Source organism: Bradyrhizobium lablabi, from assembly GCF_900141755.1.
In the GTDB taxonomy this organism is placed as follows: domain Bacteria; phylum Pseudomonadota; class Alphaproteobacteria; order Rhizobiales; family Xanthobacteraceae; genus Bradyrhizobium; species Bradyrhizobium lablabi_A.
The window spans coordinates 3,806,238-3,825,311 of the sequence record NZ_LT670844.1 but is presented as its reverse complement, the minus strand read 5'-3'; the positions used below and the strand labels follow the sequence as shown (position 1 = coordinate 3,825,311).

Annotated in this window: 14 protein-coding genes; 8 read left to right on the top strand and 6 right to left on the bottom strand. The window is 62.6% G+C overall.

Annotated elements, in window-relative coordinates:
• Positions 1 to 18 precede the first annotated feature (18 nt).
• A complete protein-coding gene (locus tag B5526_RS17805) occupies positions 19 to 3,099 on the bottom strand; it encodes a bifunctional diguanylate cyclase/phosphodiesterase (RefSeq protein ID WP_244562326.1) in 3,081 nt (1,026 codons plus the stop codon).
• 249 nt (positions 3,100 to 3,348) lie between these two features.
• Here B5526_RS17805 and B5526_RS17800 point away from each other — a divergent pair, with 249 nt between their 5' ends.
• Positions 3,349 to 5,058: a SulP family inorganic anion transporter gene (locus B5526_RS17800; protein WP_079540049.1), complete on the top strand. Its 1,710-nt coding sequence runs from the start codon at positions 3,349 to 3,351 to the stop codon at positions 5,056 to 5,058.
• Here the strand turns inward: B5526_RS17800 and B5526_RS17795 are convergent.
• The 3 genes from B5526_RS17795 to B5526_RS17785 form a co-directional block, all read right to left on the bottom strand.
• On the bottom strand, positions 5,055 to 5,459 hold the full coding sequence (locus B5526_RS17795) for a YccF domain-containing protein (RefSeq protein ID WP_079540047.1): 405 nt from the start codon (positions 5,457 to 5,459) through the stop codon (positions 5,055 to 5,057). The genes B5526_RS17800 and B5526_RS17795 overlap by 4 nt on opposite strands.
• A 133-nt stretch (positions 5,460 to 5,592) precedes the next feature.
• The gene (locus B5526_RS17790; RefSeq protein WP_433994652.1) at positions 5,593 to 7,275 is read right to left on the bottom strand and encodes a putative bifunctional diguanylate cyclase/phosphodiesterase; all 1,683 of its coding nucleotides are present in this window, start codon (positions 7,273 to 7,275) and stop codon (positions 5,593 to 5,595) included.
• Between the two features lie 270 nt (positions 7,276 to 7,545).
• Complete coding sequence (locus B5526_RS17785; protein WP_079540045.1) at positions 7,546 to 8,508, bottom strand: sensor histidine kinase; 963 nt, start codon at positions 8,506 to 8,508, stop codon at positions 7,546 to 7,548.
• A gap of 223 nt (positions 8,509 to 8,731) precedes the next feature.
• Between B5526_RS17785 and B5526_RS17780 the strand changes: the two genes are divergently transcribed.
• The 3 genes from B5526_RS17780 (at position 8,732) to B5526_RS17770 (ending at position 11,449) form a co-directional block, all read left to right on the top strand.
• Positions 8,732 to 9,574, top strand: a complete 843-nt coding sequence (locus B5526_RS17780; protein WP_079540043.1) for an SDR family NAD(P)-dependent oxidoreductase — start codon at positions 8,732 to 8,734, stop codon at positions 9,572 to 9,574.
• Between the two features lie 172 nt (positions 9,575 to 9,746).
• On the top strand, positions 9,747 to 10,250 hold the full coding sequence (locus tag B5526_RS17775) for a cupin domain-containing protein (protein WP_079540041.1): 504 nt from the start codon (positions 9,747 to 9,749) through the stop codon (positions 10,248 to 10,250).
• 185 nt (positions 10,251 to 10,435) lie between these two features.
• On the top strand, positions 10,436 to 11,449 hold the full coding sequence (locus B5526_RS17770) for an adenylate/guanylate cyclase domain-containing protein (protein WP_079540038.1): 1,014 nt from the start codon (positions 10,436 to 10,438) through the stop codon (positions 11,447 to 11,449).
• A gap of 12 nt (positions 11,450 to 11,461) precedes the next feature.
• On the opposite strand, the gene B5526_RS17765 is transcribed toward B5526_RS17770, so the two are convergent.
• Positions 11,462 to 12,838, bottom strand: coding sequence for a cytochrome P450 (locus tag B5526_RS17765; RefSeq protein ID WP_079540036.1), 1,377 nt, complete (start codon positions 12,836 to 12,838; stop codon positions 11,462 to 11,464).
• Between the two features lie 215 nt (positions 12,839 to 13,053).
• Here B5526_RS17765 and B5526_RS17760 point away from each other — a divergent pair, with 215 nt between their 5' ends.
• On the top strand, positions 13,054 to 13,893 hold the full coding sequence (locus B5526_RS17760; protein ID WP_079540034.1) for a DUF4886 domain-containing protein: 840 nt from the start codon (positions 13,054 to 13,056) through the stop codon (positions 13,891 to 13,893).
• Positions 13,894 to 14,090: 197 nt separating this feature from the next.
• On the opposite strand, the gene B5526_RS17755 is transcribed toward B5526_RS17760, so the two are convergent.
• Positions 14,091 to 15,332, bottom strand: a complete 1,242-nt coding sequence (locus tag B5526_RS17755) for an LLM class flavin-dependent oxidoreductase (RefSeq protein WP_079540032.1) — start codon at positions 15,330 to 15,332, stop codon at positions 14,091 to 14,093.
• Positions 15,333 to 16,011: 679 nt separating this feature from the next.
• Here B5526_RS17755 and B5526_RS17745 point away from each other — a divergent pair.
• The 3 genes from B5526_RS17745 (at position 16,012) to B5526_RS17735 (ending at position 18,944) form a co-directional block, all read left to right on the top strand.
• The gene (locus B5526_RS17745) at positions 16,012 to 17,736 is read left to right on the top strand and encodes a pyrroloquinoline quinone-dependent dehydrogenase (RefSeq protein ID WP_079540028.1); all 1,725 of its coding nucleotides are present in this window, start codon (positions 16,012 to 16,014) and stop codon (positions 17,734 to 17,736) included.
• 61 nt (positions 17,737 to 17,797) lie between these two features.
• Positions 17,798 to 18,157 (top strand): c-type cytochrome, encoded by a 360-nt coding sequence (locus B5526_RS17740; RefSeq protein ID WP_079540026.1) that lies wholly within the window; start codon positions 17,798 to 17,800, stop codon positions 18,155 to 18,157.
• Positions 18,158 to 18,212: 55 nt separating this feature from the next.
• Positions 18,213 to 18,944, top strand: coding sequence for a substrate-binding periplasmic protein (locus B5526_RS17735; RefSeq protein WP_172842065.1), 732 nt, complete (start codon positions 18,213 to 18,215; stop codon positions 18,942 to 18,944).
• The last annotated feature ends 130 nt before the right edge of the window (positions 18,945 to 19,074 follow it).

Genomic DNA, 19,074 nt, shown 5'->3' with positions numbered 1-19,074 from the left:
CGGCTACGCCTGTTGTCGCTAAGCCACGGCCGCGGTGCTGCTGCGGCCCGCGCCGAACAATAGCCTCACCTCGGCGGCGGGTTTCGCGGCGCTGAACAGATAGCCCTGCATTTCGGTGCAACCGAGCGCGCGAAGTATTTCCCTTTGCTCGAGCGTTTCGACGCCTTCCGCCGTTGTCGTCATATTGCGTGAGGCGGCGATGTTCACTACCGCCTGCACGATCGCGGAAGAGCCGTCGGCCTCGGCGATGTCAGAGATAAAGCAGCGGTCGATCTTGATCTTGTCGAACGGAAAACGCTTCAGATAGCTGAGCGAGGAATAGCCGGTGCCGAAATCATCGAGCGCGATGCGCACGCCGATGGCGCGGAGCTGGTGCAGGATGGCGAGCGCCGCCTCGTCGTCGCGAATCAAGACCGCCTCGGTGATCTCGAGTTCCAGCCGGCTCGCCGGGAGACCGGAGGCGGCAAGCGCGCTTGCGATCTTCAGCGCCAGCGTCTGGCATTTCAGCTGAACCGGGGAGACGTTGACGGCGAGCCAGACGTGATCCGGCCAGCCGGCCGCCTCGGCGCAGGCGGTTTTCAGCACCCATTCACCGAGCTCGACGATCAGGCCGGTGTCTTCAGCGACGGGCACGAATTCCGCCGGCGAAACAATGCCGCGTTCGGGATGGCGCCAGCGCAGCAGCGCTTCGCAGCCGGTCACCCCGTTATGGGCAAGATTAACCAGCGGCTGGTAGTGGATTTCGAAGCCGCCATCCACCAGCGCCTGACGCAGATCCTGCTCCATCGCAAGCCGTGCCTTGGCGCTGGCGCCCATGGCGGGCTCGAAGAAGCGATGGGTTCGCCGCCCGTCGGCCTTGGCGCCATACATCGCCAGGTCGGCATTCTTGATCAGCTGATCGAGATCCGTCCCGTCCTGTGGCGCCAGCGCAATGCCGATCGAGGCATCGGTCGAGAGCTGGTGACCGAGGCACTCATAGGGCTGCCGGATCGCCTCATGAATGCGGGTCACGAATTCCACGACATCGGCGGCCGACCCGACCCCGGTCTGAATCACCGCGAACTCGTCGCCGCCGAGCCGGGCGATCAGATCGGTCTCCCTGATGCGGCTCTTGATGCGGTTGGCGACGGCCTTGAGCAGCTCATCGCCGACGTGATGGCCGAGCGAGTCGTTGATGCCCTTGAATTCGTCGACGTCGATATAAAGCAGCGCGAACTGCTCGCCCCGGCCGGTCCGCGCCAGCTCGCGCTCGATCTGTTCGCGGAACAGCACGCGGTTCGGCAGGTCGGTCAGCGCGTCGTAATGCGCCAGATGCGCGATCTTCTCGTCGGCGCGTCGGCGCTCGGTGACATCGTCGACGACGTTGATGATATATCGGGTTTCGCCGGTCTGATCCGGAATTCCGATACGCCTCGAGGTGATGAAGCGCCGGCCGAGCCCTGGCGTTTGCCACGCGGCGACGTCCAGGAACAGGCCGTCGGGGGATTGTAGCGCTCTCGCATCGTCGGTGGCGATGATATCGGCGGACGCCTTGGGAAACAGTTCGAACGCGGTCTTGCCGACGATGGCGTCGCGCGTCAGGCCGAATTGGGCCTCAGCTACCCGATTGGCCAGGACGTAACGGTGATCGCGCACGTCCTTGACGGTGATCTGGGTCGGGATGTGATCGATGATCTGCAGCAGGAATGCATAATTGCGGTCGCGTTCCTGTTCGAGATTGCGCCGCTCGGTGATGTCTTCGATGGTCGCGACCCAGCCGCCCTTCAGCAGCGGCTTGTTGACGATTACATACGAACGGCCCGCGGATTCCATCGGGGTCTGTGTGATCTTGCCGGCTGCGACGTTGCGCATGATGGTCGAGCAGAATTCCTCGATATCGCCGTCGAAAGACCCGGTCTCCTGGCGATGCCGGATCAGGTCGTAAAAGTGACAGCCCGGTTTTGCGACGTCGGTGGAAAGCCCATACATATCGAGATAGCGCTGGTTGCAGAGCACAACGCGTGCCGACGCGTCGTAAAGCACGAGGCCCTGCGTCATATTATTCAGCGCAGTGTCGAGCCGATGCTTCTCCGATTCCAGCCGCTGCTGCGCCTCCCGGTTCTGCCGGGTCAGCTGGCGGACGATCAGGAACAGGATAAAGGCAATCGCCAGCGCGGACAGCACGGCGGCAACGATCATGAATTTGGTCTGCGCGCGCCAGTCGGCCAGCACGGTCGAGATCGTCGCGGTAGCGACCACCACGATCGGGAAACGGCTCAAGGGAGCCGCAGCACCAAGCCGGTCCTCACCGTCAACCGGGCTCTGTACGCGGAGCGTCTGCAGACCTCCCTTGGTCAGGACATTGTGCAGCAGGGGGGCCTTGTTGAATTTCTTGCCCACCATCTGATCGGCGCGAGGGTAACGCGCCAGCATCGTCCCATCGCGATGGAACATCGCAATCGCGGCGCCCTCGCCGAGTGCGACGGAGGCGAAGAATTTTTCGAAATTGACCGAATCGATCCGCCTTGCCATCACGCCGAGGAATGCCCCGTCGGGGCCATTGAGCCTGTGGGCGATGACCGTGGTCCATTTGCCGGTGAAATAGCTGCGAACCGGTTCGGCCAGCGCGATTTTCGATTCGGGCTCCGATTTGAAGGTCTTGAAGTAGGCCCGATCGGCAATGTTGATGTCCGGCACCGGCCAGCCGCTGGACGAGTTGATCAGCTGTCCATCGGCGTCAAAGATATTGACGTCGCCGATATAGGACAAAACGCTGACCTTGGATTTCAGCATCAGATGCGCGTCGAAGGTCGCCATCCGGCTCTTGAAATTCTCCGGCGAAGCGTCGCCCAAAAATTCCATCTTGGAGACCATGTCGGTTGCGATGACCTCGGAATCCTCGAATTGCTGGTCGAAGTGGCGGGTCAGCAGCAGCACGGTGTTTTCCAGTTCCCGCGTGCCGTTGTTGAGCGCGCGCTGGCGGAACTCGCCGACCATGGCGACCGTGCCGATGATGATGGCCGCGACCAGAATGACGCCGCAGAGGATCAGCCAGAGGATCGGTCCCCGGCGTATCGACGCGGCAATATGCTGCGACCAGATCGCCGTGGCTTGGCGCATTCCAAACCGATCCCGCATGCTGGAAAAAAATGTTCGCATTCCCAGACCCCTGGAGGGATAGGAATACGACGGACAAATGGCGTACCGGTTAGGAAATCCGGTTACTTAAGGCTTAATCCGGGGTATGGCGCTACCGGGGGTGGTCGCCTCCGGGCTTCGTTTCGAGCCCCAGGCGGGGCGTGATAGCGTGGCCCGAAAACCGCGCGGCATCCGCTTTCAAGCGGGGTATCCAGGGGGGAGCGACGAGGGATGGCGAAAAGTTCCGGCTCGGCGGATTCCGCGGGCGCGAGCAAGGCCTGGCCGGTGTTCCGCTCATTGCAGGGGTATCGGGCGACATTCTTCACCCACGATCTGTTTGCCGGCCTCACCCTTGCCGCGATCGCTATCCCTGAGCAGATCGCCACCGCGCGGCTCGGCGGCTTCACCCCGCAAATCGGCTTCTTCGCCTTTTGGGCCGGCTCGCTGGCGTTCGCGGCGTTCGGCAGCAATCGCTTCCTGTCCTGCGGCGCGGATTCGACGATCACGCCGATCTTTGCCGGCGGGCTTGCGATGCTGGCCGCGTCCGGATCGGGCGACTATCTGGCACTGGCGGCAGCGCTTGCGGTGATGGTCGGGCTTCTGCTGGTCGCCGCCGGCGTGTTCCGGCTGGGCTGGATTGCGGATCTGCTCTCGGTACCGGTGACGATCGGCTTCCTCGCCGGCATCTCCGTGCACATCATCATCTCGCAATTGCCGGGCCTGTTGGGAATGCCCGCGCCCAGCGGCCCGATGCTGCAGAAGCTCGCGATCCTCGCTGGCCATCTCACCGAAACCAACCTGTTCACGCTTGCGATCGGCCTCGGCGTTCTCGCGATCGTCGTGATCTCCGAACGGATCGATGCGCGGATTCCCGGCGCATTGATTGGGCTAGTGCTGGCGAGCGCCGGTGTAGGCTTGTTCGGACTCGACACCCGCGGCGTCACCGTGCTCGGCGCGGTGCCGGCCGCGATGCCGCAGCTCGCGATCCCCGAAATCTCGCTTGCGCGCGTGCCGAGTCTCATCTCGCTGAGCCTGATCATCGCGGTCATCATCATGGTGCAGACGGCGGCAACGACGCGGTCTTTTCTGTCCAGTCCCGACGAGCCGGCGGATGTCGATCGCGACTTCATCGGCGTCGGCGCCGGCAGCCTGTTGTCGGGACTGATCGGCGCGTTTCCGGTCAATGCCAGCCCGCCGCGCACCGCCGTGGTCACCGAGACCGGCGGACGGTCGCAGCTCGCAAGCCTCGTCGCGGTCGCCATCGTGATCGCGCTGCTCGCCTTCGGCGCCTCGCTGCTCGGCCGGATTCCGAACGCGGCGCTTGGTGGCGTCCTGTTGTTCGTAGCACTTCGGATCATCCGCCTCAGTCAGATCGTTGCGATCTACCGCCAAGCGTTCGGCGAATTCCTGCTGATCATCTCAACCGCCGCGGCGATTATCGTGCTGCCGATCGAGCAGGGCGTCGGTATCGGCATCGCGCTCTCGCTGTTGCACGGCATCTGGAGCACGACCCGCGCCCGAATCGTGATCTTCGAACGGGTGCCCGGAACGTCGATCTGGTGGCCGTCGAGCCCGAACCTTCCGGGCGAACAAGAGCCTGGTGTCATCGTCGCCGGATTTCAGGCGCCGCTCTCGTTTCTCAACGCCTATGATTTCCGGCGCGACATTCTCGATGCCCTGCAGTCCGCACCCGAGAAGGTGCGGCTGCTGGTGCTGGAAGCGACCGGGATTGTCGAGATCGACTTCACCGCCGCGCAGATCCTGCGCGACCTGATCCGCAAATGTCACGCCGACGGCGTCGATTTTGCGATTGCCCGCCTCGAGTCGATCCGTGCCCAGGAGGCGATGACGCGGCTTGGCATCAACGAATTGCTGGGCCCGGATCGCCAGTTCCGCAGCGTCGAGGAAGCGATACGGGCGCTGGGCAAGCCAAAGAACTAGATCGGAACGATCTCCCTGCCGATCGGCCACAGCGCGATGCCGGCGAGTTTTAAATGCGCCCAGGCGAAGGGGATGCCGATGATGGTCACGGCCAGCACTACCGCGGTGACGAGGTGCCCGAGCGCCAGCCACCAGCCTGCGAGCACCAGCCAGATCAGATTGCCGATCAGGCCGAGCGGCCCGGTGCCGATGTCCTGCTGCCCGGTGAGGCTGTCGCGGCGCACCGCCTTCTGGCCGAACGGCAATAGCGTATAGCCGGCGATGGTGAAGGCGGCTTTCGCCCAGGGCAGGCCGATAATGGTGATCGCCATGATGATCCCGGCGATCACCCAGCCGGCCGCCATCCATAGGCCGCCGAGCACGATCCAGAGGAGGTTCAGCAATATGGAGACCGGCGCCATGCGTTCTCTTTGCGATCAAAATGGCGCGCGTCGGCGCCGCGTGATTTTCCCAAAACCTACATAGGCCTTCCCCGGCGGAGGCGATAGCGTGTTTGGGGCAGAAAAACGGACGCAAAGCGCACGTCCGCGCCGATCACCGCCGATAGACGTCGCCGCGGGCATAGGCCGGGCGGCTCAGCTGCGGCGGGCGGCTTGCCAAATTGGCGCGCGTGTCGCGCGCGAGCGGAATTGAGGGCTTGAGCTCCTCGAGGAAAATCGGCCGGGAGAAATAAAAGCCCTGCGCATAGCGGATCTTGGTGGCGGCCTGCAGATAGGCGAGCTCTTCGAAGGATTCCAGGCCCTCGGCGATCACGGTCATGCCGAGCGCTTCGCTTAAGGATTCGATCGCCCTTAAAATGCCCTGGCTGCGCGGGCGCTTATGGATGTCGGTGATGAAGGAACGGTCGATCTTGATTTCGTCGGCGGTGATGTCGGCGAGCGCCGACAACGACGAATAGCCGATGCCGAAATCGTCGATCGAGATGCCGACGCCAAGCCTTCGGAAGATCGGCAGGATCTGGTCCTGAAAATGCGTCTTGGCGACGAAGGCGTCTTCGGTCACCTCGATCATGAAGCGGCTGGGAAAGCCGGTGGCCTCGAGCGCTTCCGCGAACGAGCGCATGAACTCCGGATTGCCTGCCTGTTTTGCGGCGACGTTGATGCTGATGGTGGTGCCGTGGCCGAAGGTTTCGTTGATCAGGTCGATCGATTTGACGATCTCGGCCAGCACCAGATGGGTCAGCTCGTCGATCAGGCCGAGCTCCACGGCAAGATTGATGAAGGTGCCGGGGGCCTGGATCACGCCCTCGTCGTCGCGCAGCCGAACCAGCGCCTCGATGCCCTTGATATCCTGGGTGCGGATATCGACTTTGGCCTGGAACGCGCAGCAAAACCGTTTTTCCAGGATTGCAAGCCGCAGCGACTGCTCGATCTTCATGCGCGCCAGCGCCTCGCGCTCCATGCCGGCGTCGAAGAAGGCCGCCGAGCCCTTGCCGTTGTTCTTGACGCGATACATCGCGATGTCGGCGTTCTGGCGCAGCGCCTGGTAGCTGCGGCCGTGATCGGGATAGACGCTGACGCCGATCGAGGTCGAGGCAAATATTTCCGAACCGTCGATGAAGAACGGCGCCTTCAGCCGCTCCAGCGTAAAGTGGATGTATTCCGCGACCTCGTGCTCGCTCTGGATCGGATTGAGCAGCAACAAAAATTCGTCGCCGGAGATGCGCGACAGCATGTCGGATTCGCGCAAATTCATCCCCAGCCGCTTGGCGACTTCCACCAGCAGCGCATCGCCGATGGCGTGGCCGTAATAGTCGTTGATGTGCTTGAAATTATCGATGTCGAGAAACGCCAGCGCGAACCTGCCCAGCGGCTCATCGCGCTGCAGCAGGTTGGTGACGCGATGCTCGATCACCCGCCGCATCGGCAGGCCGGTCAATTCGTCATAATAGGCGGTGCGGAATAGATGGTCCTCGAGCGCCTTCTGCTCGCTGATCTCGGTCGAACTTGAAAGCAGGAGGTTGCGGTCGGCGATGCGGACCGGGCGATGGGCGGTGAGAAAGATCTGCTTGACTTCGCCCCGGGTCACGAATTCCTCCGCGACCGCCGCGCGCCCGGCGCCCAGCAATTCGAGGCCGGTTTCGCGGCGGTGGTCCAATTCCTTCGAAGGCATCGCCGCGGGCCCGTCGGCCGCTATCCCAAGCTGCAGGGCAGCGGCGTCGTTCATCAGCAGGAAACGGCCGTGCTCGTCCTGAACCGTGACACCGGCCGGCAGCATCCTGAAAATATCGCGCAGGATCGCTAGCTCGGAGTCAACCGGGAGGCCGCTAGCGCCCTCGGCGGCATAGAGATCGTATTGGCTGCGGCTTTGCATGATCGCCGAGCCTGTCAAACTCTCTCTTAGTTTTGGTTAAGCAGATTCATGAAACTCGATGATGCGACAGCCAGGCCGTCAATTGGTTCGACGTGGCGCGACTTGTCATTAACAGAATGTCAACGGCGTTTCGGAATATCCGGTAATGCGAAACACGCGCGCGAAAAAGCGCGCTCAGCTGCGGGGAACGCGGCACTGCATCGTGCAGTGCACCCCGGTCTTCAAAAACGCGATCTCGGTTTTACCATCGAAAGGCCGCAGCGCCGATTTCAACAGCTTGGTGCCGAAGCCGGCCTCGCCGATCGCGCCGATCGGCGGACCTTCGGTCTCGTCCCAGGTGATGCTGAGCCGATCGTCCGACGCCGACCATGACACCTGCAGCAGCCCGTGGGTCGCGGAGAACGCGCCGTATTTTCCGGCGTTGGTGGCAAGCTCATGAAATACCAAAGCAAGGCTGACCGCCAATTTCTCGGGGAGAAACAGCGAATTGCCGTTCAGCGTGAACCGGACATGCCCGTAGGGTCCGAGTTCGTTCAACAACAGATCCTTGATGTCGCAGCCGCCTCGGTCGAGCCGGGCGATAAGGTCGTCGGTCGCCGACAGCGCCCGCATCCGGTGGTCGATGCTGGCCCAGACTTGCGGCTGATCATGCAGCACCTGATGCAGGACCGCGTGGATCGTCGACAATTTGTTCTTCAGCCGGTGTTGCAGTTCGTCGACGATGAGCTTCCGGTATTCCTCCTCCTGGATCAGGCGTCTCGAAATGTCCCGCTGATTTGAGGCGATCGAACGATAGTGCTCGATTCCCCAGATCGCGAAGCCGCAGACGATCAGATAGATGGCCATCAGCGCGAACCTAGCGGAATCGACCGACGCGTCGCTGAAATTGACGGCGGCGCCGAGCACGCCGCCGGCAAGCGCGGTCGCCGTCCCGACCCGGAGGCCGCCAAAGGCCGTGGCGAAGAATACCGCCGGGATATAGGGGGTGAAGAATACGTCGGGACGGATCAGCGAAAGACCCCACCGCGCCGCGGTCGCCAGCGCGAGGCAGGATGCCGCAAATCCAATGCTAAAAAGCGGTGACGGTTGGGATATTCCGTACCAGCCCCGCCGAAATTCGTCGATCAATTTCACCATGGGTCACAACAGCCCCATCAGCAAATCCAAAATAAGGCCAAGCATAGAGGAAAAAGCGCAGGTAGAGGGTACGACCGGAAACGCCATCGGCTGTTTCGATCGGTTCAAGCGATCCGTCGCTTCGTCATGGCATGCCAATTACGGGTCGCAACAAAGCGTGGCTTGCGTTGTTCCGTCCGGCTGGGGATATACTGAAGCGAACTTCAGCATAGGGGAGAACCACATGGGACGGCTCGACGGCAAGGTCGCGGTCATTACCGGGGCGACCAGCGGTATAGGCCTGCGCAGCGCGGAAGTTTTTGTCGCGGAGGGCGCCAAGATCGTGATCGCCGGGCGTCGCGCGCCGGAGGGCGAGGCGCTGGCCAGCAAGCTCGGCGCCAACTGCATTTTCCTCAAAACCGACGTTACGGTGGAGGAGCAAATGCGGGCGCTGATCGGGGAGGCGGTCGAAAAATTCGGCCGCATCGATTGTCTGTTCAACAACGCCGGCGGCCCGGCGCAGACCGGCGGCATCGAGGGCCTGGACGTCGCCCGTTTCGATGCCGCGATGGCGACGCTGGTGCGCAGCGTGATGCTCGGCATGAAGCACGCCGCGCCCTATATGAAAAAGCAGGGCTCGGGCAGCATCATCAACAATGGCAGCATCGCGGGAAGGCTCGCCGGTTTCTCCTCCTCGGTGGTATATGGCGCGGCCAAGGCCGCGGTCATCCATCTCACCAAATGCGTGGCGATGGAGCTCGGCGAATCCGGCATCCGCGTCAATTCGATCTCGCCGGGCGCGATCGCCACCGGCATTTTCGGCAAGGCGCTCGGCCTGTCGGTGGAGGCGGCGGAGAAGACGCCGGCTATGATGCGCGAGATCTTCAAGACCGCGCAGCCTATACCGCGCGCCGGGTTGCCGGAAGACATCGCCCACGCCGCGGTGTTTCTCGCCAGCGACGAATCGAGTTTTATCAATGGGCATGATCTGGTGGTCGATGGCGCCGTCACCGGCGGCCGCAACTGGACGCAGCAGCAGCAAGGCTATGTCGCCATTGGTAAGGCGTTCAATCAGGGTGCGGGGTAACCGCCGTCATTCCGGGGCGATGCGAAGCATCGAACTACGATGTGCAATTGCACATCGGAGAATCTCGAGATTCCCCGATGTGCAATTGCACATCTGAGGTCTGGTCCTTCGGACCATCCCGGAATGACAAGCCTAGAGGGTTGCACTTCGAGCCCGACAAGGGGAAATCACCATGCACGCAACATCAGACATTTCTCTGACGCGGCCCGAAGCTCGACCCCTTCACCTGGCCGTCATCGCCGGGCTGGCCTGCGCATTCCTGATCGGCAAGACGCTGCCGGTCATGTTGGACACGCTTTCAAGCATGGCCGAGCCGCTCTGCGCGGTCAGCGATCCCTCAGGTTCGGCGCTCGATACCGTGGAGCCGATCGGATCCTACGCGCTGCCGAATGTGCCGGGCAAGCGGGTGACGATCGTGCGCGTGTTCTATGGTCCGGGTGGATTTACCCGCGCGCATCGGCACGCGGGCTCGGTCACCGCCTATATCACCAAGGGCGAGATCCGCTCGCAGCTTGCCGGCGGCCCGGTCGAGATTTTCAAGGTCGGCCAGTCGTTCTTCGAACCGCCCGGCGCCACCCATCTGGTATCGGCGAATGCGAGCAACACCGAGCCCGCGGAACTGATCGCCGTGTTCGTGGCAGACGAAGGCGCCCAGCTGACGACGTTCGTCGAATAACAAAGCGTTTTCAAGCGAAAGCCCGCCCCGGACGCGATCCGGGGTGGGCACCGGACGCGTGAAGAAAACGCGTCAAGTAGAAAGCGATCGTTCGTTGCGTGGTTAGGTCGCTGGCGATCGAAAATCGCCATGCTCGCGAAGGTCCGTATATAGTCGAATCGACGGCTACGCGGAGGGCAGGCGGCATGAACGCAAGGCTTGAGAGAAAACTGCGGTTACTCGCTATCGTCGTTGCTGCCAGTGTGATCGGGGCCGTCGTTTATAGCCTCGCACAGGGGTTCACGACTGCTACCGGGATAGCGGTGGGAATCTCATACGGGCTGCTTATCAGTGTCGCGATGACGGGCATTTCGCAGTTCGTGCTGGATGGCCCGTTGCGCGAGTGGCTCGGCGGTCTTTCGTTCACAGCCAACCTGATGGTGCGAAGCACGATCTACGCCGCGATTATCGTTCCCATCCTCTTTTTCCAGGTAGGTAACATCATCGCGGGGGTTCCTCCCGATCCGTCTCATCAAACTTTCTGGATCGACATCACCTATGCGGTGGTATTCCTGATCTTGGCGAATCTGGTTATCGGAATCACCAACATCATCGGACCGCGCGCCTTCCTGAACTTCGTCACCGGGCGTTATCATTCCCCGGTCGAGGAAAACCGTTTTGTACTCTTCGTCGACATCGCGGGATCGACCGGGCTGGCTGAGCGGCTGGGGGGTGTTGGGATTCATCGCTTTCTCGACCGCACCTTTCGCATTCTTACGCTGTCGGTCGTCGACTACCGCGGCGAGGTTCTCGATTATGTCGGCGACGAGATAATCGTGACCTGGCCGGAACGCGGCGGCGCGGTCGATTGTCGTCCGTTGCGCTGCTTTGTGGCGATGCGGGATGAGTTGTCACGCGCCGCGGGCCAATTCGAGCGCGAATTCGGCAGCATGCCGCGGATTCGCGGCAGCCTGCATTTCGGGCCTGTGATCGTCGGGGAGATCGGCGACGTCAAGCGCGCGATCGTCTTCAACGGTGATGTCATGAATACCGCGGCGCGGCTGGAAGAGCTCAGCCGCAACGTCGATGGCGGCTTTCTCGCGTCCCGCGCGGCGATGGACCGGTTCGCATCGGTGCCGCCGTTTGCGGTTCACGATCTCGGGCGCTTGCCGATCCGCGGTCGCGCCGACGGCATCGATGTGATCGGCATCGCCGCGTAAGCCTGATCGGCTTCATCCAAGCCGCGACAGCGTCACCCGCAAGCCGTCGCGCGGCTTCGGGATCGGCCACATCTGCCAGTCCGGTGTATAGCCTGGCTCCAGCGAGACCGAGAGATTCTGCAGGAAATGCCGCGCGAAGCATTTCGCCTGCATATAGGCGAAGTGCAACCCGAGGCACATATGTGCGCCGCCGCCGAACGGCACCCAGGCGAAGCGATGGCGGGCGCGCTGCGCCTCCTCGGTGAAGCGCAACGGATCGAAGCGGTCGGGATTGGGCCAGATTTCCGGCATGTGGTGGGTAAACAGCGGATTGACCCCGACCATGGTGCCGGCCGGGATCGCGTAGCCGTTGAAGCTGAAATTTCGGATCGCCCGCCGCGGCATCGACGGCACCGGCGGCTTGATCCGCAGCGCCTCCTTGAACGCCATTTCGGTGAGCGGCATGGCCTCCAGATTATCGAAGCTGGTCGGCTCGCCGGCCTCGACGCCCAGCGCCGCCACCTCCTCGCGCAGCTTCTGCTGCCACTCGGGATTGGCGGCAAGCGCCCCGATGAAGGATGTCAGCGATGAGGTCAGCGTGTCGTGCGCGGCCATCATCAGAAAGCTCATATGATCGATGATGTCCTGGTTCGACAACAGCGCGCCGTCTTCATGGGTCGCATGGCATAATTGCGAGAACAGGTCTTCGCCGCCCTTGGCGCGGCGGATCGGGATCTGCTCGGCGAAATAGGCTACGATGCGTTTGCGCCCGTTAACGCCGCGCGCCATCTTGGTGCCGGGCAGCGGCTTGCGGATCACGGCCACCGAAGCGGCCACCATGTCAACAAAGGCGCGGGTGATCTCTTCGACCTCGGGCCCGATGCCGGCGCCGAGAAAGGAGGTGGCAGCGAGATCAAGCGTCAGCTGTTTCATCGCGGGATAAAACAGCATCGGCCCCGGCTGCGCCTTCCATTGCGCGACCCGCGCCGCAATCCCGGTATCGAGTTCGGCGAGATAGGATTTCATCGGCCCGGATTTGAAGGCAACCGACAGCGCGCGCCGGTGCAGGCGATGCTCGTCGAAATCGAGCAGCATCAGCCCGCGCGGAAACAGAAGTCCGAGTATCCGCCCCCAGCCGAGCGAGGAGGAGAACAATTTGGCCTGGTCGAACAGCACGAGCTCATTGGCTTCGGGCCCCAGCATCACCAGGCTGGTCTCGCCGAACAGATGGCTGCGATAGACCAATCCGTATTTCTTGGCGTGCTTTTCGACGTGTCCCTTGGGGTCGGCGAGAACCGCCAGCGTCTGGCCGATCAGCGGCCAGCCCTCGTCACCCGGAATATGCGTCAGCGAATTGCGCCGCGGCGGGTTGAGGGTCATCGCGGGAGAGGCCACACTCTGCATCGACATCGCAGTTGCTCCGGTTGGTCCCAATCTGTGCGGACCGCAATCAATATTGTCACGACGCACCTCGGGCGGACGTCATCGGCATAGCCCGGGGCTGGTAAATAAAACCCTTTGTCGGCTTGGCGCAAAAGCAAGTCTGGGTTGCCTACCCGATAGTACGACAAAGCCGCACGTCCTGATAGGCTCCCACAAAACAAAATCGAACTGGGAGCGTAGGCATGTCGAGAAGTTTTCGGGGATTTTTCGTTGCGCTGGCCGCGGCCGGCTGGATCGCGGCGGGGCCGTCGGCGGCGCTGGCGCAGACCAAGCCCACCGTTACCAGGCCTATTGTGACGAGTCTTGGCCCGGATTTTCCGAAAACTGAAATCTTCATCGGCAACAGCTTCTTCTATTACAACAATGGCATGCCCGACCATGTCGGGCGGCTGGAAAAGGCCGCCGACCCCGAACACGCGCACGACTATCACAACACCATGGTGACGATCGGCGGCTCCGGCTTCGATTGGCACGACGTCGAGAGCTATTTCAGGCCCAACGCCATCGGCTCTTATTCTTTCGACGAGCACAACAACATCGTCTTCAACAGCCGCGACAAATTGTTCGACGTCGCCGTCATGATGGATTGCAGCCAGTGCCCGATCCATCCCAAGCTCAAGACGGTGTTCACCGAATATGCCAAAAAGGACAGCGACATCGTGCGCGCGCATGGTGCAAGGCCGGTGTTTTTCATGTCCTGGGCCTATGCCGACAAGCCGGAGATGACCGCGCAGCTCGCCGAGGCCTACACGGTCGCCGGCAATGAAAATAACGCGCTGGTGATTCCGGCTGGCCTCGCATTTGCGCGCGCGATCAGCAAGCAACCGGAGCTTAATCTTTTTGCGCCGGACAAGCGCCATCCGTCTCCGGCCGGAACTTATCTCGCCGCTTGCACCACCTTCGCAGCGCTGACCGGCCGCTCGCCGGTCGGCAACCCCTATCTCGCCGGCCTTGACGAGCCGACCGCGCATCTGCTGCAGACGGTCGCGTGGGAGACGGTGCAGGATTATTACGGGAAGTGATTTTGTAACCGCGGAAAAACCAGCGTCGTCCCTGCGAGCAAAGCTACCGGTGTCGTCCCTGCGAAAGCAGGGACCCATGCGCCGGGCTGGTGCGATTTAGGGCTGGGGGGTAGACGGCTTTCCAACAACTGATGTCGGTGGTTATGGGTCCCTGCTTTCGCAGGGACGACGAGAATGTTACGTCGCCACGGCGCGCCTCACGCCTTCCGCTTCGCGGCTTCCTTCTGCAGATCCGGCGCGTTGATGGTCGGGATGGCGACGCGGCCGGGGCCGGTTAAGGGGAGCGCTGCTGCGGCCTTGTCGTTTTCCATGATCTTTGCCATCACGGCTTGTCCTGCGCGCTCGAACACTGCGCGGTTCTCGATCACGAATTTCTGCGACTTGCGCAACGCGTCGATGTAGCCGTTGATTTCCGGCACCACGTAGCGCGCCACCATGTCCCAGCTGCGGCGGGTGTTTTCGGGGTTCGCCCAGTCGTGCACGAAGCCGATAATGGTGCCGACGCCGCCGGAAACCTGCATCAGGTTCTTGATGGTTTTGACGAGATCATCGGGCGTGCCGATGGTGGAGGCAGCCGCCTCGCCGCCGGCGGTCTTCTCAACGGCGTCCTCGGGCGAGGTGAACGCCGTCAGGCCCGGCCGCTGCAGGGTGCCGACACTATATTCGTTATGCCAGCGCATCAGTCCGGCGCCGGCCTCGCGCCGCGCCTGTTCGCGGCTCTCGGCGATGTGCCAGGTCAGCAGCACCCGCCAGTCGGAGCGGCTCACGGTGGTGCCGTGCTTTTTAGCGGCGTCCTCGGCAAAGCCCCATTGCGTCGGCAGCGCCATGAGACCCTGCGTCGACATCGAGCCGAGCGAGATGATGCCGATGCCGTATTTGCCGGCCAGCGTCATGCCCGACGGCGAGATCTGCGAGGCCACCACGAACGGCATCTCTTCCTGCAACGGCAGGATCTGCAGCGCGGCATCGTTCATGGTGAACCAGTCGCTCTTGGCGGTGACGCGCTCGCCCCGAAACAGCCGGCGAATGATCGCGATCGCCTCGTCCTGTCGGTCGCGCTGCGTCATCGGGTCGATGCCGAGCGTATGCGCGTCGGAAGCAAGCGCCCCCGGTCCGGAGCCGAAAATGGCGCGGCCGCCGGTCATATAGTCGAGCTGCACCATGCGCTGGGCGACGTTGAAGGGATGGTGATAGGGCAGCGAGATCACGCCGGTGCCGAGTTTTATCCGCTTGGTGCGCTCGCCGGCGGCGGCCAGAAACATCTCCGGCGAGGCGATCATTTCCCAGCCCGAGGAATGATGCTCGCCGCACCAGAATTCGTCGTAGCCGAGCGCATCGAGCTCTTCGACCAGATCGAGGTCGCGGCGGAATTGCAGCATCGGATGCTCGCCGATCGGGTGATGCGGGGCGAGGAAGGCTCCGAATTTGAGGCGCGCCATGGGTTTTCTCTCCGGACTTCTTGTTGTTGGGGCCTGTTGGCTTAAGCCCAAACTACGGGGCGGGGATCACCAAGGCAATCGCGGAAAGCCGTCCGACGATGCATGGTTATCGTGCAGGTCAAGGTCACATACCGTCGCCCGGAATTTCCGCAGCTCCCTTACCTGCGCAGCAACGGACAGCGGCGAACAGCGTTCTTGCCCACACCGGAGCAAGATGTCCTGTTGTGCAGGCTCCGATGGGACGGCACGCGCTCAACCACGGCGGAGTGCATGGAAAATTCGCTTGCCGACCAGGGATTTCAGTTCGAGGTCTCTGCGCTCCACAAAAAAACAACAATCCGGTCCAACTAATGGCAGACGCGTCCGAGGGACATGTCATGGTGCAACGCACCGACATCGCCGGCAACGTCCGGTGCAGCATGGGGCAGATAAGTCCCGGCGATAGCGGCCTATGCCGCCATGCACGGACCAGCGCCCTCATCGCAAAAAGCTATTTGTCCGAACCTCTGCCCGTTGCTCACTTCGGCGGCAACAACCGCGGCCGTCTCCTCGTGACGGCAGTTCCCCGGTGCATGCGATCTTTGTGGAGACCCGCCCGATGAAGCATTGACCGCAGAACATTGCAGAGGTCGCGACGACAATTCGGCCCAACAAACAAATCAGCAAAGGGAGGATACAGATGGCTCTTCGTGCACGATATCTCGGCGGCTGCGCCGCGCTGGCGGTGGCTGCCCTGTTGACGGCCCCGCCAGCGCATGCCCAGGACGCGGCTGCGCTCAACGGCGAGGCGGCGCAGAATGACTGGGCGACGCATCACGGCACCTACAAGTCCTACCATTACAGCGGGCTCGACCAGATCAATGACAAAAACGTCAAAGACCTCGAAGTCGCCTGGATGCATTTTCCGGAGCGCGCCACCCGCGGCCTGCAGTCGACGCCGCTGGCCGTCAACGGCGTGCTGTACTATTCGGGCTCCTATAGCCGCGTCTATGCGCTGGACGGCGCGACCGGCAAGACGATCTGGACCTATGCGCCGGAGCTCGACGAGGAGCTGGTCGCCAAGCAGACCCACTCGCCCTACAACCGCGGTATCGCGATCGGTCAGGGCAATCTCTATGTCGGCACGGTCGACGGGCGCCTGATCGCGGTCGATCTTAAGACCGGCAAGCCGGCATGGGACACAAAACTGCTGGATTCCAAGAAGGTTACGGTCGGCTTCACCGGCGCGCCGCTGGTCGTGAAGGACATGGTGATCATCGGCGCCCAGGGTGGCGAATGGCCCGGGCGCGGACCGATCTTTGGCATCGACGCCAAGACCGGACAGAAGAAATGGCAGTTTGACACCGTCGCCGGCACTGAAGAGGCCATGGCGACCTGGGGCAATGATTCCTGGCGGACCGGTGGTGGCGGCGGCTGGATGCCCGGGGCCTATGACCCGGAGACCAATTCGGTGTGGTGGGGAACTGCCAACCCTGCTCCGCTCTACGACTGGTCGGGCGCCGACTGGAAGAAGAGCGGACCGCGGCCGGGCGAAAATCTCTACACCACGTCCGTCATCGCGCTCGATCCCGATAGCGGCAAGCTCAAATTCTATCACCAGGAGCTGCCGCACGATGCCTGGGACTTCGATTCCGCGGTGGGCGAGTTCGTCATGCTCGACCGTGGCGGTCAGAAGCTCGTGGTTCATCCCAACAAGGGCGGTTTCATCTTCGTCTATGACCGCTCCAACGCCAAAGTCCAGAACGTCTGGCCGCTGGTTAAGAACATCAACTTCGTCAAGGGCATCGATCCCAAAACCGGCGAACTGATCGGCCGCCGCGACCTCTCGCTTGGCAAAGCGGACACTCCGTTGTGTCCGGCGATCATCGGCGGCATCAGCTGGAACTCGGGAGCCTACAGCCCGAAGACCGGCCTCTATTACAAGCTCGGCCAGGAAGTGTGCATGGAGGTGACCGTGGAGAAGACCACGCCGATCCTCGAGCCGATGGCGCAGCTCAACCTCGGCGCCCAGTTCAAACTGGTGGCGCCGCCGGACGGGCCGGCCCGTGGTCATCTTGACGCCCGCGATCCCGTGAGCGGCGCCAAGAAGTGGGAGGTCAACTACAAGGAGCCGCCGCTCGCCAGCGTCATGGCCACCGCGGGCAATCTGGTGTTCGTGCCGGATGCCGAAGGTGTCGTGCACGCCTACAATGCCGAGAGCGGCCAGGAATTGTGGTCGCACAACAATGGCATGGGCCACAATGCCGGCATCATCAGCTACATGGCAGGCGGCAAGCAGTACATCGCCGTACCGGCCGGCTGGGGCAGCCTGGTGTCCGACGAGTATATCGCGCTCTACGGCGAGCCCTTCAAAAGTATGGCGAAGAATACCGGCGCCATGATTGTCTTTGCGCTGAAACAATGACGACGGCCTTGGCGGCAGGGATCGCTCCCTGCCGCCTTTGCTTGTCGGTACGGATGCCGGAATGCGAATAGTGTTTGTGCCCGTTGCTTACTTGGCCATCCTCTGGTCATTTCTGTCGACTGCCGCGCTTGCCGAACAGCCGACCTCAGCGGGATCTGCAAGTCCGCTGGCGAATGCCGAAGCCTCGCCCAGCGACATCAATGGCGAGCAAATGTTCGCCACCACCTGCGGCTTCTGTCACCAGGACGGTGGTCGCGCCGCCGGCAGGGGGCCAAAACTATCAAAATCCGAGCGCAGCGACGAATACATCATCGAGCGCATCAAGAAAGGCAAGCCGGGCGCCATGCCCGCGTTCGGCTCGGCGTTCAGCGACGGCCAGATCATCGCGATCCTGGCCTACATTCGGGGGCTCGATGACTAGCGCGCGGCAAACGCGAGACCGCCTTATCCGATACGCGGCAAGCGTTGGTCTGTGGGTGTTCGGGAGCCTGGCTGCAGATGCGCGCTCGCTGGAAACCATCATCGAGCGTGGCGCGTTGACGCTCTGCGCCAACCCCAACGCGCTGCCGTTCGCCAGCAAGAGCGGACCAGTCTCGGGATTTCAGATCGAGCTCGGCGAGAAAATTGCCGAACAAATCGGCGTCAAGCTGACGCGGGAGTGGGTGGTTAGTGCGATCCAGTACCGCCGCGCCGATTGCGACCTCGTGCTTGATACCATCGCCCGCAAGGATGCACCGCCGGAGGGCGGCGTGAAAGTATCGCGTCCCTACCATCGCAGCGGCGTCGTGCTCGCGGTCCGCTCCGACTCGCCTTTGTCGTCGCTGGCCGGTCTCGGTCCCGATCAGCGGGTCGGGGTGCCGGTCGGCTCGCTGGTCTCGATGACGCTGGACAAGGGCGGTACCCTTACGTCTCCGTTCGTGTTCGAGGACGAGATCGTTGCTGCGCTGGCCAATCACGAGATCGAGGCGGCGGCCGTCACTCCAGTGACGGTCGGCTGGTTCAACCAGCAGCACGCCGACAAACCGCTGCGCCTGATTCCGGCGTTCGACAATGATTCCGATCTGAACTGGAACATTGCGGCCGGGCTGTTCCGCCCCGACGACAAGCTGCGGCAGCGTGTCGATGCGGCGATCGAGACGCTCTTGGCGGATGGCACCATCACGCGGATCTATGCCCGATACGGTATCGAGCTGCGACCCCCGCAGTGAGGTGCCCGGACCCCGGGCAGCGAGGGCACCTTGGCTCGCTGCGGCACCAGGACAAAACAGCCGGTCGGCCGCGCCGGGATTGTCGGCCAGCCGAACTTGTCATAGCGTGATCGGCGAATTCGCCCGCCAA